The organism is Pseudomonas sp. LB3P25, from assembly GCF_054897985.1.
In genome coordinates this window covers 837,490-857,397 of sequence record NZ_CM142711.1, presented here as the reverse complement: position 1 = coordinate 857,397, position 19,908 = coordinate 837,490, and the positions used below count along the sequence as shown (strand labels likewise).

At 59.9% G+C, this 19,908-nt stretch carries 20 protein-coding genes; 9 read left to right on the top strand and 11 right to left on the bottom strand.

Annotated features, from left to right (window positions below; all coding sequences use genetic code 11):
- Positions 1 to 159: 159 nt before the first annotated feature.
- Both ACYZTW_RS03785 and ACYZTW_RS03780 read right to left on the bottom strand, forming a co-directional pair.
- Positions 160 to 465 carry a PsiF family protein gene (locus tag ACYZTW_RS03785; protein ID WP_462003789.1) on the bottom strand — a complete coding sequence of 102 codons (306 nt, stop codon included), beginning with the start codon at positions 463 to 465 and terminating at the stop codon, positions 160 to 162.
- A gap of 64 nt (positions 466 to 529) precedes the next feature.
- Positions 530 to 1,324: an AraC family transcriptional regulator gene (locus ACYZTW_RS03780; RefSeq protein ID WP_462003788.1), complete on the bottom strand. Its 795-nt coding sequence runs from the start codon at positions 1,322 to 1,324 to the stop codon at positions 530 to 532.
- A 96-nt stretch (positions 1,325 to 1,420) separates the two neighbouring features.
- Here ACYZTW_RS03780 and ACYZTW_RS03775 point away from each other — a divergent pair, with 96 nt between their 5' ends.
- Positions 1,421 to 2,308, top strand: coding sequence for a DMT family transporter (locus tag ACYZTW_RS03775; RefSeq protein WP_462003787.1), 888 nt, complete (start codon positions 1,421 to 1,423; stop codon positions 2,306 to 2,308).
- Positions 2,309 to 2,399: 91 nt separating this feature from the next.
- Here the strand turns inward: ACYZTW_RS03775 and ACYZTW_RS03770 are convergent, their stop codons facing one another.
- The 3 genes from ACYZTW_RS03770 to ACYZTW_RS03760 form a co-directional block, all read right to left on the bottom strand.
- Positions 2,400 to 3,290: an alpha/beta fold hydrolase gene (locus ACYZTW_RS03770; protein WP_462003786.1), complete on the bottom strand. Its 891-nt coding sequence runs from the start codon at positions 3,288 to 3,290 to the stop codon at positions 2,400 to 2,402.
- Positions 3,291 to 3,399: 109 nt separating this feature from the next.
- Positions 3,400 to 3,705, bottom strand: a complete 306-nt coding sequence (locus tag ACYZTW_RS03765) for a DMT family transporter (protein WP_462003785.1) — start codon at positions 3,703 to 3,705, stop codon at positions 3,400 to 3,402.
- Positions 3,706 to 4,344 (bottom strand): FMN-dependent NADH-azoreductase, encoded by a 639-nt coding sequence (locus ACYZTW_RS03760; RefSeq protein WP_462003784.1) that lies wholly within the window; start codon positions 4,342 to 4,344, stop codon positions 3,706 to 3,708.
- Positions 4,345 to 4,454: 110 nt separating this feature from the next.
- Between ACYZTW_RS03760 and ACYZTW_RS03755 the strand changes: the two genes are divergently transcribed.
- Positions 4,455 to 5,411 carry a LysR substrate-binding domain-containing protein gene (locus tag ACYZTW_RS03755; protein ID WP_462003783.1) on the top strand — a complete coding sequence of 319 codons (957 nt, stop codon included), beginning with the start codon at positions 4,455 to 4,457 and terminating at the stop codon, positions 5,409 to 5,411.
- Positions 5,412 to 5,590: 179 nt separating this feature from the next.
- Here the strand turns inward: ACYZTW_RS03755 and ACYZTW_RS03750 are convergent, their stop codons facing one another.
- Positions 5,591 to 7,666, bottom strand: coding sequence for an AsmA family protein (locus tag ACYZTW_RS03750; RefSeq protein ID WP_462003782.1), 2,076 nt, complete (start codon positions 7,664 to 7,666; stop codon positions 5,591 to 5,593).
- Positions 7,667 to 8,052: 386 nt separating this feature from the next.
- Here ACYZTW_RS03750 and ACYZTW_RS03745 point away from each other — a divergent pair, with 386 nt between their 5' ends.
- The 7 genes from ACYZTW_RS03745 to ACYZTW_RS03715 all read left to right on the top strand — a co-directional run bounded on the left by ACYZTW_RS03745 (position 8,053) and on the right by ACYZTW_RS03715 (position 13,393).
- Positions 8,053 to 8,607, top strand: a complete 555-nt coding sequence (locus ACYZTW_RS03745; RefSeq protein ID WP_080932502.1) for a WD40 repeat domain-containing protein — start codon at positions 8,053 to 8,055, stop codon at positions 8,605 to 8,607.
- Between the two features lie 158 nt (positions 8,608 to 8,765).
- The gene (locus ACYZTW_RS03740; RefSeq protein WP_462003781.1) at positions 8,766 to 9,398 is read left to right on the top strand and encodes a TetR family transcriptional regulator; all 633 of its coding nucleotides are present in this window, start codon (positions 8,766 to 8,768) and stop codon (positions 9,396 to 9,398) included.
- Positions 9,399 to 9,667: 269 nt separating this feature from the next.
- Positions 9,668 to 10,168, top strand: a complete 501-nt coding sequence (gene ureE / locus ACYZTW_RS03735) for an urease accessory protein UreE (protein WP_462003780.1) — start codon at positions 9,668 to 9,670, stop codon at positions 10,166 to 10,168.
- Positions 10,165 to 10,839, top strand: coding sequence for an urease accessory protein UreF (locus tag ACYZTW_RS03730; RefSeq protein ID WP_462003779.1), 675 nt, complete (start codon positions 10,165 to 10,167; stop codon positions 10,837 to 10,839). The genes ureE and ACYZTW_RS03730 overlap by 4 nt, the downstream gene beginning before the upstream one ends.
- 23 nt (positions 10,840 to 10,862) lie before the next feature.
- Positions 10,863 to 11,477, top strand: coding sequence for an urease accessory protein UreG (ureG, locus tag ACYZTW_RS03725; protein WP_111449236.1), 615 nt, complete (start codon positions 10,863 to 10,865; stop codon positions 11,475 to 11,477).
- A gap of 35 nt (positions 11,478 to 11,512) precedes the next feature.
- On the top strand, positions 11,513 to 12,085 hold the full coding sequence (locus tag ACYZTW_RS03720) for a HupE/UreJ family protein (RefSeq protein ID WP_462003778.1): 573 nt from the start codon (positions 11,513 to 11,515) through the stop codon (positions 12,083 to 12,085).
- Between the two features lie 174 nt (positions 12,086 to 12,259).
- Positions 12,260 to 13,393, top strand: coding sequence for an AGE family epimerase/isomerase (locus tag ACYZTW_RS03715; protein WP_462003777.1), 1,134 nt, complete (start codon positions 12,260 to 12,262; stop codon positions 13,391 to 13,393).
- Between the two features lie 99 nt (positions 13,394 to 13,492).
- Here the strand turns inward: ACYZTW_RS03715 and ACYZTW_RS03710 are convergent, their stop codons facing one another.
- From ACYZTW_RS03710 to livM, 5 genes are all read right to left on the bottom strand, one after another.
- The gene (locus ACYZTW_RS03710) at positions 13,493 to 14,263 is read right to left on the bottom strand and encodes an SDR family oxidoreductase (RefSeq protein ID WP_046044806.1); all 771 of its coding nucleotides are present in this window, start codon (positions 14,261 to 14,263) and stop codon (positions 13,493 to 13,495) included.
- A gap of 870 nt (positions 14,264 to 15,133) precedes the next feature.
- Complete coding sequence (gene ltrA, locus ACYZTW_RS03705) at positions 15,134 to 16,555, bottom strand: group II intron reverse transcriptase/maturase (protein WP_462001834.1); 1,422 nt, start codon at positions 16,553 to 16,555, stop codon at positions 15,134 to 15,136.
- A 481-nt stretch (positions 16,556 to 17,036) separates the two neighbouring features.
- Entirely contained in the window at positions 17,037 to 17,753 is a 717-nt protein-coding gene (locus tag ACYZTW_RS03700; RefSeq protein ID WP_462003776.1) for an ABC transporter ATP-binding protein, read from the bottom strand.
- The gene (locus ACYZTW_RS03695; protein ID WP_129438930.1) at positions 17,750 to 18,625 is read right to left on the bottom strand and encodes an ATP-binding cassette domain-containing protein; all 876 of its coding nucleotides are present in this window, start codon (positions 18,623 to 18,625) and stop codon (positions 17,750 to 17,752) included. The genes ACYZTW_RS03700 and ACYZTW_RS03695 overlap by 4 nt, the downstream gene beginning before the upstream one ends.
- Complete coding sequence (gene livM, locus ACYZTW_RS03690; protein WP_462003775.1) at positions 18,622 to 19,905, bottom strand: high-affinity branched-chain amino acid ABC transporter permease LivM; 1,284 nt, start codon at positions 19,903 to 19,905, stop codon at positions 18,622 to 18,624. Before livM ends, ACYZTW_RS03695 begins: the two co-directional genes overlap by 4 nt.
- Between the last annotated feature and the right edge of the window lie 3 nt (positions 19,906 to 19,908).

The window sequence follows — 19,908 nt, the reverse complement described above, 5'->3', positions numbered from 1 at the left end:
CGACCTTAGTGGGGGCGCTGGCGACTTTTTTCAGCGTCCTTGCCGCCCCCTTCGCGAGCAGGCTCGCTCCCACATTTGCCCTGCGTACACAGATCCATTGTGGGAGCGAGCCTGCTCGCGAAGAGGTCCTCACAGCCCCCACATATCCCGCTCCAATGTTTATTTTTTCTTCAGGCAATCGCTCATAAAGGCTTTACGCGCATCACCCTTGAGGGCCTGGGTGGTGGCGGTGGCGTTGCAGGTTTTCATCTTCTCTTGCTGAGGGGTCATGGGTTTGGCAGCCTCGGCGGCCGGCGCAGCTTTGAGGCAATTGCTCATGAAGGCTTTGCGTTCGTCTCCCTTGAGGGTTTTCGCGGTAGCGTCAGCGTTGCAGGTGGTCATCTTGTTCTGTTGCTCAGTGGCGGCAAAGCCCTGGGCGCAAAGCAGTAGACCGATCATCAACAAAGGGACACGCAACATCTTCATGGAGTTTTCTCCTTGTTGCCGCGCCGAGCGGCGCGGCCTCGATCTGGAGTGTAGACAACACCTGTTACACCTTCCTGCTCTCAAGGTGGCTGCGTCGATACTGCTCCGGCGTGCACCCCGCCTGGCGTTGAAACATCGCGATAAACGCTGAGCCGGTGCTGTAACCCATGTCGAAGGCGATTTCCTGAATGCTGCGATGGCTGTCCAGCGCTTCGATGGCTGCCAGAAACTTCAACCGCTGACGCCACTCACCGAAACTCATGCCCAATTCCCGGACAAACTGCCGCGCCAGCGTGCGTTCGCTGACATGGATCTGCGCGGCCCACTCCGCCAAGGGCCGGTTATCACCGGGCTCGGCCTGCAAAGCTTCCAGAATCCCGAGCAAGCCGGGGCTGCTGGCGTAGGGCAAGTAACACTCATGCACCGGTGCCTGTTGCAGTTGATCCACCAACACCTGAGCGAGACGTTTGTCGGCTTCGTGCTCGGGAATCTTCACATCGCGGGCGGCAAAGTCTTTGAGGATCGCTTTGAGAATGTCGCTGATGGCCAGGGTGCAGGCCTGTTGCGGCAGGTCGTGGCACATAGGCGGAGCCAGGCAGACCGCGCGATAGTTGATCGGCTGATGGCTGTAGAAACTGTGCTCGGTCTGCGGCGGCACCCACACCGCATATTGCGGCGGTGACATGAAGCGGCTGCCGCCGATTTCCATGTGCAATACGCCGTGGGCCGAATACTCCAGCGTGCCCCATGGATGACGGTGCGCCGAGGCATAACGATGCGCATCAAAATCGGCATAACGGAAATACACCGGGGCAGGCAGTTCGCTGAAATCCAGCAGATCGATGTGTTTACTGTTCATGCTGTCCGTCATCAGGGGCAGGCTGTCTGGATCGAAGTATAGGCTTGTATCCAGACAGGCGATAATCCCCCCTCATTAACGTTCTGGTTTTCTCTGATGCAATACGCTTATCCCCTGCTGGCCATTTTCATTTGGGCCGGCAACACCGTGATCACCAAAATGTCGGCCGGGGCGATCTTCCCCGCCGAGATCGGTTTTTACCGCTGGCTGCTTGCCGGACTGCTGTTCACACCCTTCATGCTCAAACCGGTGATCGCCCATTGGCCAGCGATCCGCCCGAACCTGGGCAAGATCTTTGTGCTCGGCGTGCTCGGCATGGCTGTTTACCAAAGCCTGGCGTACTTCGCTGCGAGCCTGACCTCGGCCACCAACATGGGCATCATCCTGTCGCTGATGCCACTGATGTCGCTGGCCATGGCGATCATTAGCCTAGGCCAGCGCCTGACCATCGGGGCCCTGGCCGGCGCGGTGCTGTCGTTCGCGGGGGTTTTGGTGGTCGTCTCTTCCGGCAGCCTTGGCGCGCTGCTCGAACACGGGGTGAACCTGGGTGACGCGATGATGCTGATCGCCACCCTGGCCTACGCGATCTACAGCACGCTGCTGAAAAAGTGGCAGCTGCGTTTACCGCCGCTGGTGTTGCTGTACTTGCAGGTATGGGTGGCGGTGGTGGTGCTGTTTCCGCTGTTCCTCGCTTCACCGAAGATCGGCCCGACGCTGCAGAACATTCCGCTGGTGCTTTACGCCTGCCTGCTGGCCTCGATGCTTGCGCCATTGGCGTGGATGCAGGCAGTAATCCGCCTGGGGCCGAGCCGGACCACGCTGTTTTTCAATCTGCTGCCGTTGATTACTGCGCTGATTGCGGCGGTGGTGCTGCATGAGCAGTTGGCGATGTATCACCTGGTGGGTGGGATGTTGACGCTGGGTGGGGTGATTCTTTCCGAGCGCTGGACCACCGTGTTGGGCCGTAAGGTCAGCGTTGCCTGATCTGACGCCTTCGCGAGCAGGCTCGCTCCCACAGGGGGAATGCATTCTAAAATGTGGGAGCGAGCCTGCTCGCGAAGAACGATAACGCGGTCTAAACCCCGACGGCTTTCAGCCGAGCCGCATGCTCGACAAACAACCGGACCGGCTCCGCCCCCTTCCCCACCAAACCCAACGACTGATTGACGATGTCGAAGTGATCCATCGGATACTCATCACCAATCACCGTCCCCAGGTGCGAGCTGTAACGCCCGACCATCCCGTCACAATGCCCGACCTCCCGAACGAAGGTCCTGGCAAACAACCGACAACTGCGGTTGGTCCCATCAAACAGGTTTCGCCCGCGATCGGTCTTGCCCGGCTGCAAGGTCCCGGACCAGGAGTAATACCGCACGCCGTTGACCTCCTCCGGCCCATGCCCGCCCCAGGTATCAGGCAAGCCCTGTGGATAACGCTGGTTGAACAGCGTCACGCCTTCAGTCGTCAGTGAATGATGGGAGGCATGGATATCAATCGGCAATTTCGGCCCGCGATAACCGGTTTCCAGCAGGCTCATCAGCGCACTGATCCACCGTAGCAAAACGCTGAGCAAACGCCCCTTGGCGCTGTCTCCCGGATAGTGTTTGTGCAGGTAATCCGCCAGCTCCGAGCCGTGATTGGGGCCTGCCACCGACGTCACCGACGCCACCCGATCCGGGCGCTTGGCAGCGGCGTAACGGGCGGTGAGCGAGCCCTGACTATGGCCGATCAGGTTGACCTTCTCGGCCCCGGTTTCCCGAAGAATCTCTTCGATCCGCGCCAGTAACTGCTCGCCACGTACCTCGTTTGAATTGAGCGGCGATACCTGCACCGCTATCACCGTCGCCCCATCCCGGCGCAACGCCGAGACGATCCCGTACCAGTACGGATAAATCAGCAGACGGATAAACCCGAGCATTCCCGGGACCAGCACCAACGGGTAACGCGTGGCGGAACCTTGCGACATGGGCGAACGTCCTTGTGATCGGTGAGGTGGCGCAAGGCTGAAAGCAAGACATCAGCCAAGCATCGACATCGAAGATGACAACTCGACGACCAGTCTATGACATCCCGCCCTACTTCAGCCCCACCACCCCCGCCACGATCAACCCGACCGACACCAGCTTGACCGCTGTCAGGCTTTCACCGAGCAACGCAAACCCGAGAAACACCGTGCCCAGTGAGCCGATGGCGGTCCAGATCGGGTAAGCGATGCTCACCGGCAACTCGCGCATGGCCAGGGTCAGAAAGTAGATCCCGCCCACTGCTGCGACTACCGTCATCAACGACGGCCAGAGCCGGGTGAAGCCTTCGGCGTACTTCATGCCCATGGCGAAGGTGACTTCGAAGCCGGCGGCGATCAGCAAAAACAGCCAGGCCATCTAGAACTCCCTGGCCAGCGCCAGCAAACGCTGCTCGGCCTCGGCGGCGGAGATCTGGAAGGTGCGCGCCTCGGATTCTTCGCCTTCGGCGGCCACGACAGTGATGTCGGTGATGCCGATGAACCCCAGCGCCGTTCGCAACAATGGATCGGCATGGTTCATCGCCTCAAGTTCTCCGCCAGGCCCGAAACCGAATCCGCCGCGACTGGTGACGATCAACGCCTTCTTGCCCTGCACCAGCGGCTCGTATTGAGCGACGCCGTTGTCCAGGGTGTGATTGAAGGTCAGCCCGAGTCGCACAATTTGATCGATCCAGGCCTTGAGGCCGCTGGGCACGCTGAAGTTGTGCATCGGCGTGGAAATCACCAGCAAATCGTGACCGAGTAACTCGCCCACCAGTTCATCGCTGAACGCCAGGTCGGCCTGCATCGACAGCGGTCGCGCATCGGGCTCGGGGTAAAACGCGGCGGCCACAAAAGCCTCGTTGACCGGTGGAATCAACGCCCGACCGACTTCGCGACGGGTCAGGTGCGACTGAGGATTGGCCGCCTGCCAGGCTGAAAGAAACACCTCGGCCAAGCCCCGGGAGTGAGAACGCTCGCCACGGGGGCTGGCGTGTACGGCAAGAATTGTGCTCATCTGAATCTCCTGAAGGACTAAACTCAAACTGCTTGTGGCTTGCAGCTTGAAGCGCGTAGCCGCTCCTCTTCAAATGAGCAAAAATCAGTCTGGATGAATTTATTTCATCCATGGAGCTTTCAATGTTTGCCTCGCTGCCGCTGACCGCCCTGCGCGCCTTTGAATCCGCCTCGCGCCTGCTGAGCTTTAAGGCAGCTGCCGAAGAACTCTCGGTGACGCCGACGGCGGTTTCCCATCAGATCCGTTCGCTGGAGACCTGGCTCGGTGTGCCGTTATTCGAGCGACTGCCTCGGCAAGTTCGCCTGACGGACTGCGGTGAACGGCTGTTTCACAGCTTGCACGGTGCTTTGCTGGAAGTGGCGCAAAGTGTCGATACCTTGCGCCCGCAACGCAGCGGCGCGAACCTGACGATCTCCACCACCGCCGCTTTCGCTGCGTTATGGCTGGTGCCCCGGCTGGGACGGTTTTACGCCCGACACCCGAACATCAGCCTGCGGCTCGATACCCATTGCGACGTGATCGATTTGCATCAGGACGCCAGCGTCGATCTGGTGGTGCGCTACAGCCTCGATGATTATCCGAACCTTTATGGCCTGTGTCTGTTCGACGAATCCTTTGGCGTCTATGGCTCGCCCGAGCAAGTCGCCTTGGCCGCCATTCGGGCACCGACGCTGATCAGCGTGCGCTGGCATAACTCAAAACTGTATGCCCACGGCTGGGAGGCCTGGTGCGCACAGTCCGGCGAAACGTGGCTTGCGGGGCAGCCAGCGGTCCGTGAATACGACGAAGAGCATTACGCCCTGCAAGCGGCGATTGCCGGGCAAGGCCTGGTGTTGGCGAGCAATATTCTGGTGTCCGAGAGCGTGGCCAGTGGTTTGCTGGTGGCTTACAAGGGTGAAGTTCAGGTTGATGGTGCCGGTTACGCCGCACTGTGTGTACCGGGGCGCGAACGGCATCCGCCGGTGCGGGCGTTTTTTGCGTGGCTGCAGGAGGAAGCAGCGTTGTCAGGGTTATTGCCAAGATCGCAGCCTTTGGTAGCTCCTACGGTAGAACGGATTCCAAGGTAAGACATCCTGGCCCAGGAAGAAGAGCATGCCGATGACATAGCCGACATTCTGAAAATTTTGTAGCGTCTGTTAGCGCGCCTTCGCGAGCAAGTCGAATCGTCGCACCGCCGCTCCCACATTAGATCGCGGTCTAATGTGGGAGCGGGCTTGCTCGCGAAGAGTGCCTTACAGGCACCCGATTACTTCGTTGGTTTGACGGTGACTGGCGCCTTGCCCGCCTTCATCTGCTCCAGCAACGGCGCGCACTGATTCGGTTCGCCACCGCTCGGCGCCACCAGCGCCAACAACCCTGCCGCCGGCGCCGCAATCACCCCCAACGCCACCATCCCCGCCCCGCGCAGCATCAGCGGCACAGCCTTCACACCCGCATCAGGTTTGATGAACTTGCCCCGCACATACAGCGGCGAACGCAGCGAAATCAAACGCCAGCCCTTCGATTCCGGGCTGATGGTCAGGTCCAGTTGCTCAGTCGCCATGTTGGCCGTGCCATCGATGTAGACGATCGCGTTTTCGGTATCGAAGACGAACAGACGTGTGGTCGCCAGTCCGGTCTTGATGTCGAAGTCGGCGGCAGCGCAGTTGATCTTCACTTCCTTGTCGCCAAAGATCTTGCCCACCACATAGTTGCCGACGTTGAGCCCGGCCAGTTCCATCAATTCGCGGCTGATGGCGCCGTCATTGATCAGCATCTTCAGATTGCCATCGGCAGTGCCCAGCAGTTTGGCCACCGAGTTGCCACGACCGGTGATGTCGGCATCGCCATTGAGCTGGCCGAAACTGGTTTTCATCGGCTCAAAGGTCGGGAACAACTGCTTGAGTTTGAAACCGCGGGCCGTGAGCTTCGCCCGGCCTTCCAACGGTTCAGTTCGGCCATTGAGGCGAATCTGAGCATCCAGGTTGCCGCCAGCCACGCCAAAGCGCAGGGGTTCAAGGCTGAGCACGCCGTCAGTCAGTATCAGGTGGGTGTAGAGATCGTTGAACGGCAGTTTTTCGCTGTGGACGATGCGTTTGCCAGTGAATTCGACATCAGCGTCCATATCGCGCCAGCGCTCGGTTTTGAACTCTTCAACCGGCAACACCTTGTCTGCTGGCTGCTTGCTTTCACCCCCACGGGCCTTTTGCTTGGCGTTGGAATCGGCACCGATCAGCGGGGCCAGGTCGGCAAACAGCAGTTGATTAGATAGCAATGAGCCGCTGAGTTTCGGTCGCGGCTGGCTGGCGACATAGGCCAGGCTGCCATGGATGTCGCTCTGACCGATCTTGCCGTTGAATTCTTCGTAACGGAACACTGCGCCGCCCACTTCATGCAGCTTGGCGATCAAATGCCCGTCAGTCGCGTAGGGCGGTGTGTCCGGCAGGGTCACGCCGGTCAGCGGGTAGAGATTGCCCAGGCTGGTGCCGGCCAGTTTCAGGCGCAAGTCCAGAGCGCCGAGGTTCAGTGGATCGGTGAGGGTGCCGGCCAGCTCGACGCTGGTGTCGGCGATCTTCACTTGTGCCTGAAGCGGAAACGGTCTGGCCGCGTCCTGCAAGGCCAGCAAGCCGCCGACCTTGCCTTCTCCATCGAGTTTCTGGCCGTGGTATTGGCCTTTGACCTTCATCGCGAACGCGTAATCCTGCGGCGCGGCGCCCTTCTGCGACGCATTTTTCGCGGCTTTGTCGCCGACGATGTCACTGAATGGAATCGGTTTGCCCAGCGGGTCGATGATCAAGTCGAGCTGAGTCTTCAGGCTCTGGTCGTCGAGAGTGACGTGGCCTTTGTCGAAGCCAATCGCGCCGATATCCACCACCCAGCTTGAAGGCTCAGCTTTCGGGTCTTTGGGGTCGAACTTGAAGGTCCAGTTGGCCCGACCGTCGGCCAGGCGCTGGAGGTCGGCATTCGGTTCGGTCAGGTCAATACGCGGGATCACCACGCGCTGCGCCAACAAGGCCAAGGGCGAGATGCGCAACTCGACGCGTTTGAGGGTGACCATCTGCGGCTTCTTCGACCAGTCCGGGTTGCCCAGGCTCAGATCCTCCGCCACCACATGCGGCCACGGCACCCACGCGCGCCAACCGCCCTCGTCGGGTTCACGTTGCCAGACCACTGCGAGGTTGCCGTTGATGGCGAACGGGCGGTGCAGCTCTTCGGAAACTTTGGCGTTAAGCGGTGGTTTGATCCGGTTCCAATCGAAGAACACGATGATCAGAACCAATACGGCCAGCAGGACAACGAGGCTGGCGAGGGTCCAGGTAAAAACTTTACGAGTGCGCGTCATTGCACAGGGCTCCTGATACGACTGAGCGTCCTGACTGCGACGCACGTTTGAAACGTTAGGCCAGAACCGGCCTGCCATGACATCTAGGACTGGGAAATGGTGCGCAGGTTTAACCGAAATGCCGCTTAACATTCAAATAATCGGCCGGGGACACTCTGCCCCCTCATCCGGCGTTACCGACCCCGCACTTTCGCAAGGCAAAAGTGAGTCGAAAATACCCACTCCAGTGCAAAAATTTCCGCCGGAAACGCCCGATCTAGAGCCTTTTCACGGAACAATCAATTCCGTTGATTATTACCATTGCGTTTATGAACTTTTATATCGACTTATCGAGAGTAGCATTGCCCTCGTACCCACTTTATCGCCCTCCTACGGAGCACCCAATCATGAAACGCCAATTACTGTTTAGCCTTACCCTCTCGATGCTGGCCAGCACTGCTTTCGCCCTGCCAGCTGCTGACCAGGCCACGCCGCAAGTGAAATCCACCCACTCGGTGTTCAGCCAAACCGTTGCCGAAGGTGGCAATGATCGCCTGAAAGAAAAAGGCCTGATCACCCAAGATGGTTCGGACCGTACTCCACAAGGTCAAACCCTGGCTGCTGATGGTTCCGACCGCACTCCACAAGGCCAAACCCTGGCGGCTGACGGTTCCGATCGCACCCCACAAGGTCAAACCCTGGCTGCTGATGGTTCCGATCGCACCCCACAAGGCCAAACCCTGGCTGCTGACGGTTCCGACCGCACTCCACAAGGCCAAACCCTGGCTGCTGACGGTTCCGACCGCACTCCACAAGGCCAAACCCTGGCTGCTGACGGTTCCGACCGCACTCCACAAGGCCAAACCCTGGCTGCTGACGGTTCCGACCGCACTCCACAAGGCCAAACCCTGGCTGAAGGTGGTGGTGACCGTGTAATCGAACGCAACAGCGCTTTGAGCTAAGCCCGTGGCGGCCCTGAAAAAAAGCCCAATCCCCCGGATTGGGCTTTTGACGTTATAGATGCCTCACTTCCCCGCTTGATCCCCCCGATAGTCGTTCGACGCCGGCAAAGCCGATTTGCTAGAGTGCGCCGCTGTCTTATCCAGAAAACACCCTTGCGATGCTGCCCCGCGCCGAACAGAAACAACAGACCCGCAACGCCCTGATGGATGCTGCCCGCCACTTGATGGAATGCGGCCGAGGATTCGGCAGCCTGAGCCTGCGCGAAGTCGCCAGAACCGCCGGGATCGTGCCCACCGGTTTCTACCGGCATTTTGCCGATATGGATGAACTGGGCCTGGTGCTGGTGAGTGAAGTCGGTCAGACCTTCCGCGAAACCATTCGCCTGGTGCGCCACAACGAGTTCGTCATGGGCGGCATCATCGACGCCTCGGTGCGGATCTTTCTCGACGTGGTCACGGCCAATCGCTCACAGTTCCTGTTTCTGGCCCGCGAGCAGTACGGTGGTTCGCTGCCGGTGCGGCTGGCCATCGCCCGTTTGCGCGAAGACATCAGCTCGGACTTGGCGGCCGACTTGTCCTTGATGCCGAAATTGCAACACCTGGACATCGCCGGCCTGAGCGTCATGGCCGATCTGATTGTTAAAAGCGTGTTCGCGACTTTGCCGGACATCATTGATCCGCCGGCGCAAGCATTACCCGAGCACCTGACGCCCCAAGCAAAGATCACCCAGCAGTTGCGCTTTATCTTTATCGGGTTAAAGCATTGGCAAGGGCTCGGTAGTACCGAGTAACCCTGTGGGAGCGAGCCTGCTCGCGAATGCGGTGACTCAGAAAACATATTTATTGACTGACACTCCCTCTTCGCGAGCAGGCTCGCTCCCACAAAAAACCAGTCAAAGCATCAATTTGGTGCCATTGAAAAACACTTGCACCATTCCAGTTCAAAACTCTGCAACATCCTGAAGCACCTGCTGAGTTCCGACAGGCATTTCCTACGTATCACCCGATTGGCAAGCCCCTTGCTCTAGCCTAAGCATTGTCCATTGCTGGAAGCCTTCCGATGCTGGTGATTCATCGCAGAATCGACCCTCAACCCCTCTGGGCCGCCGAGTTGCACCTGACCTTCGAAGCCCGGAGCAAAAGCCGTTTGCGCTGTTTCAGTGCCGAGGGTGAAGACGTCGGGTTGTTTTTGGAGCGCGGCCAGCCACCGCTGTATGACGGCGAGTGCCTGCAAGCCGAAGACGGGCGCATCGTCCGCGTCTGCGCCCGGGCCGAGCAACTGCTGCACGTCACTTGCGCCAATGCTTTCGAACTGACTCGCGCCGCCTATCACCTCGGCAACCGCCACGTCGCCCTGCAAGTTGGCGATGGCTGGTTGCGCCTGCTCGACGACTACGTGCTCAAGGCCATGCTCGAACAGCTGGATGCCAAGGTGGAGAACATCGAAGCGCCGTTCCAGCCGGAACACGGCGCCTATGGCGGAGGTCACCACCATTCGCGGCACGGCGATGAAGACTTCAACTATCCGCCGAAACTGCACCAGTTCGGCGTGCGGCCATGAACCCAGCCTGGGCGCTATTGCGCCTGGCCAGTCCGCAGTTGCCGATTGGCGGTTACAGCTATTCCCAAGGCCTGGAAATGGCGGTGGATAACGGCCGGGTGAATGATCCTGACAGCGCCCGTCGCTGGATCAGCGATCAGTTGCTGCTGAACCTGGCGCGCTTCGAAGCGCCATTGCTGCTCGCCCATTGCTTGGCTGCAGCGGACGAAAACTGGGCCGAACTGCTGCAACGCTGCGAAGAGCATCGCGCCAGCCGGGAAACCCGCGAGCTGCATCAGGAGAGCCGGCAGATGGGCTATTCCCTGCAACAACTGCTCAACGGTTTGCCGGAGCTTGATGCACCGGCCCGCGCCTTTCTTGAACAACGTCCCGAGCCGCACTTGGCCCTCGGCTGGGCACTGGCCGCTCGCGCCTGGAACATCAGCCCGCAGGACGCGCTGTCGGCGTGGCTCTGGAGTTGGCTGGAAAACCAACTGGCGGTGTTGATGAAAACCCTGCCGCTGGGTCAGCAAGCCGCGCAACGCCTGACCAGCCAATTGCTCCCGTTGTTGCAAGAAGCCCAGCAGAACGCCACCCGAATCAACCCCGAACACTATGGCAGCGCTGCTTTCGGCCTGTCCCTGGCGTGCATGGCCCATGAGCGCCAGTACAGCCGTCTATTCCGCTCCTAGGGCCTTTTCATTTGGAGAATCACATGAACACACAACCTTTGCGCGTTGGCATCGGCGGCCCGGTCGGCTCCGGCAAAACCGCCCTGACTTTGGCTCTTTGCCTGGCCCTGCGCGACCGTTACAACCTGGCCGTCGTCACCAACGACATCTACACCCGTGAAGACGCCGACTTTCTGGTGCGCAACGAAGCCCTGGCGCCGGAGCGGATCATCGGTGTGGAAACCGGCGGCTGCCCGCACACGGCGATCCGCGAGGACGCCTCGATCAACCTCGAAGCCGTGGACCAACTCAACCGCCGCTTTCCAGGGCTGGACCTGATCCTTGTGGAATCCGGTGGTGACAACCTGTCCGCCACCTTCAGCCCGGAACTGTCCGACCTGACCATTTACGTGATCGACGTCTCGGCCGGCGACAAACTGCCGCGCAAGGGTGGGCCCGGGATCTGCAAATCGGATCTGCTGGTGATCAACAAAGTCGACCTCGCGCCATTGGTGGGTGCATCGCTGGAACTGATGGACAGCGACACCAAGCGCATGCGCAACGGCAAACCGTTCGTTTTCAGCAACCAGAAAACCGGTCTGGGCCTGGAAGAGATCATCGCCTTTATCGAACGCCAGGGCCTGCTGACAGCGGCGTGAATACGATCCACTTTTATCAACAAGGAAGCTTATCCATGACACTTAAACGCATTCTGGGCGCAATGGCCCTGCTGCTGACCCCGGCCATCGCCTTCGCCCACCCGGGGCATGGCGACAACGGTTTGATCGCCGGCATCAGCCACCCGATCGGAGGCCTCGATCACTTATTGGCAATGGTTGCGGTCGGTTTGTGGGCAGCGCAGCAGAAAGGTGCTGCACGCTGGGCGCTACCCTGCACGTTCGTCGGCATCATGCTGATCGGCGGATTGCTGGGGTTTGAAGGGCTGAACCTGCCGGCACTGGAGAGCGGGATTGCGGCGTCGGTGCTGGCGCTGGGTCTGGCTGTGGCGTTGGCAGTGCGTCCGCCGTTGAGCCTCGCTGTTGCGGCAACCGCTTTGTTTGCGCTGTTCCACGGGGTGGCGCATGGTTTGGAATTGCCAGACATGTCGAGCCCCTGGGCGTATGCGGCGGGTTTTGTGGTGGCGACGGCTGCATTGCATGGGTTGGGTTATGCCGTGGTGCGGGTGTTGCCGCAAGCGGCGGCGCCGTTGGTTCGACTGGCGGGTGCAGCGTCGGCGGCGACTGGCGTGTGGTTGTTGGCGGGCTGATTTCTTTATCGCCTGTGATGGCCTCATCGCGAGCAAGCTCGCTCCCACATAAGTCCTGCGTATACAGATCCACTGTGGGAGCGAGCCTGCTCGCGAAGACGGTCTGACAGACACCGCATCTGTCAAGCCTGATAACATGTCGCGCAATCAACCCTGCCGTGACGACGCCAGCCAATGCCGCCTGTTTCCCGCTCCGCCTCCCAGCCTGAATTGACCGCTCTGTTTGCCTCGGTGCAACAGCACTTTTTGGACGTGATCGTGCCGCTCTGGCAAGGGCCCGGCTGGAATGCCGACATGGCGCTGCCCTATGAGGCGCTGGACGCCGGGCATCAACCGCTGCCGCCCCAGCGCTACCGGGCCATGGCCTGCGCGCGGCAGCTCTACCTGTTTTCCAGCCTGATCGGCCAGGTACCGGCCGCTGAAGAGCGCGCCGCAGCGCTGTTCCGCTCCTTGCAGCAGCATTTCCACGACGCCGAGCATGGCGGCTGGTTCTACAGCGTCGACCCACAGGGCGCGCCGCTGGATCAGCGCAAAGACCTCTACACCCATGCTTTCATCCTGTTCGCCTGCGCCCATTACTGGGACAAGGTCCGCGAGCCGCTGGTGGAATCGGTGCTCAACGCCGTACTGGAAGTGGTCGCGCAGCGCTTTGCGACAGGCGACGGCCTGTACGAAGCCAGCCTCGACCGCGACTGGTCCACGCTCAAATCCGGGCCGCTGCAAAATCCCCTGATGCACTTGGCCGAAGCCTTCCTCGCCACGCTGTCGGTGCGCAAAGACGTCGCCGTGCAAGACGCGCTCGTCGAGTTATGCACAGCCATGCAGAAGCGCTTTATCGATCCGCAACACGGTGTGTTGATGGAAAAACCGCTGGGCGCTGTGGATAACTGGTTTGAACCGGGGCATCAGTTCGAGTGGTATTTCCTGCTGGAGTCGTCTTCGTTGCTGCGCGGTTCGGCACTGCATGCCTCTCTGGAACGCGCCTTTGCGTTCACCGAACAACTGGGCGTCGATCAACGGACCGGCGCCGTGCGAGCCATGCTCGACCTGGAGCCGAACGGCCCACCTCGGGACGCTACGCAGCGAATCTGGGCTCAAGCTGAATACCTGCGTGCCCTGACCTTGCGGCCAGACAGCGAGGCCGCGGTGCTGCACCAGTTGCAGGCGTTGCAGCAGCACTCCCTGCATGCGGGTGGCTGGTATGAGTGCCGGGACGAGAATGGGGATGTGACCCGTCGGGACATGCCCTCGACCACGCCTTATCACTTGGCAACCTGCTATCGCGGGTTGGCCGAGTATCTCGGCTAAACCCTCTGTGGCGAGGGAGCTTGCTCCCGCTGGGCTGCGAAGCGGCCCTAAAAAAGGGACTGCTGCGCAGTCCAGCGGGAGCAAGCTCCCTCGCCACAATTAAGCCTTGCCAGCATTGCGCTCAATCGCAAACCCGCTCCACGTCTGGCTCACCGGCATCAGCTCCAGGCTGTTGATGTTGATGTGCGCCGGGGCATTGAGCACCCAGAAAATGGTGTCGGCGATGTCTTGCGGCTGGATCGGCTCGGCACCGGCATAGGTCGCGTTGTAACGCTCCTGATCACCGGCGAAACGCACCAGTGAGAACTCGCTTTCACACAGGCCCGGCTCGATATTGCTCACCCGCACGCCCGTACCTTGCAGGTCGCAGCGCAGGTTCAGGGAAAACTGTTTAACGAACGCTTTGCTCGCGCCATACACATGGCTGCCCGGGTACGGGTAGTTGCCGGCGATGGAGCCGAGGTTGACGATGCCGGCGCCGCGACCGTGAGCGATCAGGCGGGGCAACAACAGACGAGTGCTGTACATCAGGCCTTTGATGTTGGTGTCGACCATGGTGTCCCAATCGTCGAGGTCGCACTTGGGCGCCGGGTCAACGCCCAGGGCCAGGCCGGCGTTGTTGATCAGCCCGCGCAGTTTGGCGAAGGACGGCGGCAGGTTGGCGATTGCCTCCTCCATGGCCTTGCGATCACGCACGTCGAGCACCAGGCCATGGACCTCGGTCTGCTTCGACAACTCGGCGCACAGCGCATTGAGGCGCTCTTCACGACGGCCGGTCAGCACCAGTTTCCAACCGGCTTCGGCAAAACGACGGGCGCAGGCTTCACCAAAACCGGAGGTCGCGCCGGTAATAAACAGGGTGTTGGACATCGTGTTCTCCTTGCTTCGGCTGATCGACAGCCACTGGAATAGAAAATCAGCAGGCAGCATGCCCGGCCTTGCCCACAGCGGCAACTACCGTACAAGCTGTACAAAAAACGATCAAAGATTGCCGCGCCTTGCTCGCCGTGGCTTTCAGCCATGTGCGCGCACCTTATCCACAGGCCGATCCACAGTTTCCGGGGGCAAGTGGAAAAGCTGTAAGCCGCTGTGCACAAGGCTTTGCGGGCAAATTGGAAATTTTTTTGCTTGACCCTGGAACGTCGGCTGTGTAGCCCATGGCATTTTGCACGATTGACCGGCCATACCGACGATGGCGCCAAGCCAGCAACTACGGCCTTCAGCCGAGTCTTTCCAGAGTTTAACCACAGACTTATCCACAGGCAGCTCCACTCCATTTCGGCCCGTTTTCGTCACCAACAAAAAGATTGACAAAGCCCGCTCGCGGTCCGGCAAAAACGCCTGATCAAAAAACAACCACAACTCTGCAAGCCACGGTTTAAAAGGCTTTCAGCCAGCTACTCCCACGTTATTCACAGCCAGCTCCACAGCAAACGGGGACAAGTCAAAACCGTGACAAAACAACTATTTGCAGCGGCTTTATGTCGCGCTTTAAGAGCTTGGCAAATTTGTTTTCCACAATTTGCCGAAAGCACACCACTGCCCCTGTGGGAGCGAGCCTGTTCGCGAAAGCGGCGGCAGATCCAACATTAATGTGACAGACAGATCGCGTTCGTCGGAACGCCGCCCGGAGCCGGCTCGCTCCCACAGGGTCTGATGTGAATTGGAGATCGAGTAGGAGGCGGATTTACATCCGCCGTCCTCTCACACCACCGTACGTACGGATCCGTATACGGCGGTTCAAGCTATGCGGCTAAGCCGGTTTATCGTATCCAGTATCGAGACCAACCCAAGTTGATCCCATAGCTTCTTCGGCAGCGCCTGATTCATATGAGATGCTCCCGAGCTCCACCATGGGCCTCGGCCATTGAAGGCTGATTTGCAGGCGCGAGCTTCGCTAAGCCCCAGGCGCATCAAGTTACGTGCCCTCGTTGAGGGCCGCTTCCATTGACGCCAGACGACGCAGCGAAGTTTGCGCCGCACCCAGCCGTCAATTTCCTCAAGTGGCCGTTTGCTCTGACTGAGCTTGAAGTAGCCTGCCCACCCGCGCAGCACAGGGTTTATCCGTTCGATGACATTCGCCATCTTGTGGCCCCGCGCCCCGCGCAGCAGGTCTCTTAACCGGTCGTGCAAGCGACCCAGACTCATCGTCGCCACTCTCAGCCTCGGTTGCTGATGCCAGTTCATCCCATAACCCAGATAGTCGCAGACCCAAGGCCGTGCTACGTGGCTCTTTTCCCGGTTCAGCGTCAGTTTCAGGCGCTGATTCAGGAAACGCTCAACACCGGTCATCACCCGCGTGCCAGCTCGCTGACTGCGCACATAGATGTTCGCGTCGTCGGCATAACGCACGAAGCGATGGCCTCGCCGTTCCAGTTCGCGGTCGAGTTCGTTGAGCAAGATGTTCGACAGCAACGGCGAGAGCGGGCCGCCTTGCGGCGTCCCTTCCTGCCGTCGGCTGACGAGTCCGCCCGACATCGTTCCCGCTTCGAGGTAACGACGGATCAGCGTGAGCACACGCTTGTCTTCGATTTGACGCGCCACGTAGGCCATCAGGACATCGTGGTTGACCCGATCAAAGAACTTCTCGAGATCAAGTTCCACGCACCAGCGGTGACCCGCTGCCACGTGGCCGCGAGCGGTTTCGATGGCTTGGTGAGCGCTTCTACCCGGACGAAAGCCGTAGCTGTAGTCCGAGAACAGAGGATCGAAGATTGGCGTGAGCTGTTGCAGCAGTGCCTGTTGGATCAAGCGATCCACGACGCTGGGAATACCCAGTTGCCGTGTTCCGCCTTTGGGTTTGGGGATGTCAACGGCGCGTACACCCTGCGGGTGATACTCGCCGGCCAGCAACCTCACCTTGAGGGTCGGCCAATACTGTTTCACGTAGTCCGCCAAGTCGTCGACCGTCATGCCATCGGCACCTGGTGCGCCCTTGTTGCTGACCACACGTTGATACGCACGCCTAAGGTTGGCCGGCGCAAGCACCCGCTCCATCAGCGTGTCCGGCTCCGCGTTCGTCCACGTCACAGACGCCGCCGATACCTGTGCGCTGTCAGCCGTCATCCTCGGATACTGTCCGGGACTCGGAGTAACAGTCTTCTCTTGGAGAAATTTCTGCATTTCGGTATTCAACGAGACTTTGACGCCTACTGGCGGCATAACTTGTTCGGCCCTTGGTGACGGGGTTATTCGCCATTTACTACGGCCTCGGCTGACTTCTGCACGTTCATCCCGTCGCCTCTCGACGCTCGGTAGCACTGTGGCAAACGTGCAGATCTCCCAGGGTAATTCGCGCGACCTTCCTGCTTATGCCTGTCGGATCTACGTCGCAGCGTCCCGTGCAAGTATTGGGCTTTAGGGAAACACGCCCCTTTACCCCGCTGCGCCGCCTCTATCCGCTTGCTGTTCGTCAGGCCAGCATTTTGCCTCGGGCTTCCTTCAGATTCGCGGTCACCCGCGACACCCTTGCCTCTGGCTAACACTTCCCCTTGCCGGGTGTGTAGAGGACTTTCACCTCCAAGTCACCAGCGAGGCCACCACAGCCAAGCTGGTTGCGCTTGCGCGCAACGCGCCATGCCTGGCGCACATGTAAAAAAGCCCCGGCGATTGCTCGCCGGGGCTTTTGCATAACATCGACTTATCAGTGCCCGCCGAGATAGGCGTTACGCACTTCCTCGTTAACCAGCAGCTCCTTGCCGGTGCCCGTGAGGCGGATCTCGCCGTTGACCATCACATACGCCCGGTCCGACAGTTTGAGGGCGTGGTTGGCGTTCTGCTCCACCAGGAAGATGGTCATGCCGGTTTTCGCCAGTTCCCGCAGGGTCGCGAAGATCTGTTTCACCACGATCGGCGCCAACCCCAGGCTCGGCTCATCGAGCAACAGCAGTTTCGGTCGGCTCATCAGTGCACGGGCGATGGCGAGCATTTGCTGCTCGCCGCCGGACATGGTCATGGCCCGCTGGGTGCGCCGTTCTTCGAGTCGCGGAAACAACTCGAACATGCGTTGCATGTCTTCCTTGGCGTACTTGTCACCGATAGGAATGGTGCCCATCAGCAGGTTTTCCTCGACGGTCATGTCAGGGAACACCCGCCGGCCTTCCGGCGATTGAGCGATGCCGTTGGACGCGATGTAGTGGGATGATTTGTGAGTGATATCCACACCCTGATAGATGATCTCCCCGTCCGCCGCACGCGGCTGACCGAAAATCGACATCAGCAGAGTCGATTTACCGGCGCCGTTGGAGCCGATCAGGCTGACGGTTTCACCTTCATTGATGTGCAGCGAGACTTTCTTCAGGGCCTGAATCGGCCCGTAAAACACGTCCAGCTCCTTGAGTTCGAGGATGGGTTTACTCATAGCACCACTTCCTCTTCATCGGCGCCCAAGTAGGCCGCAATCACTTTCGGATCGTGACGAATCGCATCAGGTCCGCCCTCGGCGATGACGATGCCGTGGTCCAGCACCACGATGTGGTCGGAAATGCTCATTACCATGCCCATGTCGTGTTCGATCAGCACCACGGTCAGATCGTGCTCATCGCGCAGCAGCCGGATCATCGCGCTCAGCGCTTCGGTTTCCTGAGGGTTGAGGCCGGCGGCCGGTTCGTCGAGGCAGATGATCTGCGGCCGGGTGCACATGGCCCGGGCGATTTCCAGACGGCGCTGCTGACCGTAAGACAGCTCACCGGCCAGACGGTTGGCGCAGTCCACCAGGTCCACCACTTCCAGCCAGTAGAACGCGTGGTCCAGCGCATCGCTTTCGGCTTTGCGATAACCCTTGGTGTTGAGGATACCGGCCAGCATGTTGCGGTTGACCCACATGTGTTGGGCCACCAGCAGGTTTTCCAGCACCGACATTTCCTTGAACAGGCGAATGTTCTGGAATGTCCGCGCCAGGCCGGCCCGGTTCACCAGGTGGGTGCCGCCGAACATCTTGTAGAACATCCGACTGGCAAACGCTTTCGGCGAAACGAAATCGGTGGGTTTGAACGATTCGCCCAGCAGCTTGATAACGTTGGTTTGCTCGCCGCGCACATTGAGTTCGATCTTGCCGCCCGAGGCCTTGTAGAACCCGGTCAGGCAGTTGAACACGGTGGTTTTGCCGGCGCCATTGGGGCCGATCAGGGCGAAGATCGAGTTGCGTTTGACCTTCAGGCTGACATCGTTCAACGCCTTGATGCCGCCGAAGTGCATCATCAGCTTCTCGACCGAGAGTACGACTTCGCTCATGGCGCTACTCCTTTACGCGGGGTCACACCGGTACGGCTGATCCGAATCAGGCCGCGCGGTCGCCAGATCATCATCAACACCATCAGAATGCCGAACAGCAGCACGCGATACTCCGCGAAACCCCGCAGCAGTTCCGGGGCGACGGTCAGCACGAAGGCCGCAATCACCACGCCGATGGTCGAGCCCATGCCGCCGAGTACCACGATGGCAAGAATCAATGCCGATTCGAAAAAGGTGAACGAGGTCGGGTTGACGAAGCCTTGGTAGGTGGCGAAGAACACGCCGGCCAGACCGGCCGTCGATGCACCGATGGTGAACGCCGAGAGTTTGACCAGTACGTGGTTCAGGCCCATGGAGCGGCAAGCGATTTCGTCTTCACGCAAGGCTTCCCAGGCGCGACCGACCGGCATGCGGGTCAAGCGGTGCTTGATGTGCAATACGGCCAATACCACCAGGAACAACACCGCGTAGATGAAGTAATACTTCACGTCCGGGTTGTAGGCGATGCCAAAGAACTCATGGAACGGCACCCCGCCCTCTTTTGCCCTCTTGCCGAACTCGATGCCGAAGAAGGTTGGCAATGGGGCGGCCATGCCATTCGGGCCGCCGGTCAGGGACAGCCAGTTATTGAGGATCAACCGGATGATTTCACCGAAGCCCAGGGTCACGATCGCCAGGTAGTCACCGTGCAGGCGCAGCACCGGGAAACCGAGGATGCAACCGGCAAGGCCGGCGGTGATCGCCGCCAGCGGCAGCACCGTCCAGAAGCCCAGACCGAGGTATTGGTAACCGAGCGCCAACCCATAGGCACCGATGGCGTAGAACGCCACGTAACCCAGGTCGAGCAGGCCGGCCAGGCCGACCACAATGTTCAGCCCCAGGCCCAGCAATACGTAGATCAGCCCGAGGATGACCACGCCCAGCAAGTAGGAGTTGGAGAAAAACGGGAACACCACGGCAATGACAATCAACACCGGAATGATCCAGCGCAACCGGGTTTTGTAATCAGGCGGCAGTACATGAACCCCGGAGCCGGTGCTTTCAAAGCCTTCAAGAATTTTCAGGCCCTTGGAGGTTTGCAGGAACAGGCTCAAGGCAAAGCGGCCGGCCATGACAATGGCGACAATCCACGCCACCCGGGTCGTTTCCAGGTTGAAGCCGTAGCCGTCGAGGACGATGCCGACAATCGGGCCGAACACAATCAGGGCCACCAGGCCGGCAAGAATCGCGTCAACCAGGCTTCTTTTGAGATCAATTGTTTTTTTAGTGGTTGAAGACATCGC

Excerpts from the sequence above, each read along its gene's own strand:
- ACYZTW_RS03700 (WP_462003776.1), bottom strand. The coding sequence starts at position 17,753 with ATGAGTAAACCCATCCTCGAACTCAAGGAGCTGGACGTGTTTTACGGG.
- ureG (WP_111449236.1), top strand. The coding sequence starts at position 10,863 with ATGAACACACAACCTTTGCGCGTTGGCATCGGCGGCCCGGTCGGCTCC.
- ltrA (WP_462001834.1), bottom strand. The coding sequence starts at position 16,555 with ATGCCGCCAGTAGGCGTCAAAGTCTCGTTGAATACCGAAATGCAGAAA.
- ACYZTW_RS03740 (WP_462003781.1), top strand. The coding sequence starts at position 8,766 with ATGCTGCCCCGCGCCGAACAGAAACAACAGACCCGCAACGCCCTGATG.
- ACYZTW_RS03710 (WP_046044806.1), bottom strand. The coding sequence starts at position 14,263 with ATGTCCAACACCCTGTTTATTACCGGCGCGACCTCCGGTTTTGGTGAA.
- ACYZTW_RS03770 (WP_462003786.1), bottom strand. The coding sequence starts at position 3,290 with ATGTCGCAAGGTTCCGCCACGCGTTACCCGTTGGTGCTGGTCCCGGGA.
- ACYZTW_RS03745 (WP_080932502.1), top strand. The coding sequence starts at position 8,053 with ATGAAACGCCAATTACTGTTTAGCCTTACCCTCTCGATGCTGGCCAGC.
- ACYZTW_RS03775 (WP_462003787.1), top strand. The coding sequence starts at position 1,421 with ATGCAATACGCTTATCCCCTGCTGGCCATTTTCATTTGGGCCGGCAAC.
- ACYZTW_RS03715 (WP_462003777.1), top strand. The coding sequence starts at position 12,260 with ATGCCGCCTGTTTCCCGCTCCGCCTCCCAGCCTGAATTGACCGCTCTG.
- ACYZTW_RS03720 (WP_462003778.1), top strand. The coding sequence starts at position 11,513 with ATGACACTTAAACGCATTCTGGGCGCAATGGCCCTGCTGCTGACCCCG.
- ureE (WP_462003780.1), top strand. The coding sequence starts at position 9,668 with ATGCTGGTGATTCATCGCAGAATCGACCCTCAACCCCTCTGGGCCGCC.
- ACYZTW_RS03785 (WP_462003789.1), bottom strand. The coding sequence starts at position 465 with ATGAAGATGTTGCGTGTCCCTTTGTTGATGATCGGTCTACTGCTTTGC.
- ACYZTW_RS03695 (WP_129438930.1), bottom strand. The coding sequence starts at position 18,625 with ATGAGCGAAGTCGTACTCTCGGTCGAGAAGCTGATGATGCACTTCGGC.
- ACYZTW_RS03780 (WP_462003788.1), bottom strand. The coding sequence starts at position 1,324 with ATGAACAGTAAACACATCGATCTGCTGGATTTCAGCGAACTGCCTGCC.
- ACYZTW_RS03765 (WP_462003785.1), bottom strand. The coding sequence starts at position 3,705 with ATGGCCTGGCTGTTTTTGCTGATCGCCGCCGGCTTCGAAGTCACCTTC.
- ACYZTW_RS03760 (WP_462003784.1), bottom strand. The coding sequence starts at position 4,344 with ATGAGCACAATTCTTGCCGTACACGCCAGCCCCCGTGGCGAGCGTTCT.
- ACYZTW_RS03750 (WP_462003782.1), bottom strand. The coding sequence starts at position 7,666 with ATGACGCGCACTCGTAAAGTTTTTACCTGGACCCTCGCCAGCCTCGTT.
- ACYZTW_RS03730 (WP_462003779.1), top strand. The coding sequence starts at position 10,165 with ATGAACCCAGCCTGGGCGCTATTGCGCCTGGCCAGTCCGCAGTTGCCG.
- livM (WP_462003775.1), bottom strand. The coding sequence starts at position 19,905 with ATGTCTTCAACCACTAAAAAAACAATTGATCTCAAAAGAAGCCTGGTT.
- ACYZTW_RS03755 (WP_462003783.1), top strand. The coding sequence starts at position 4,455 with ATGGAGCTTTCAATGTTTGCCTCGCTGCCGCTGACCGCCCTGCGCGCC.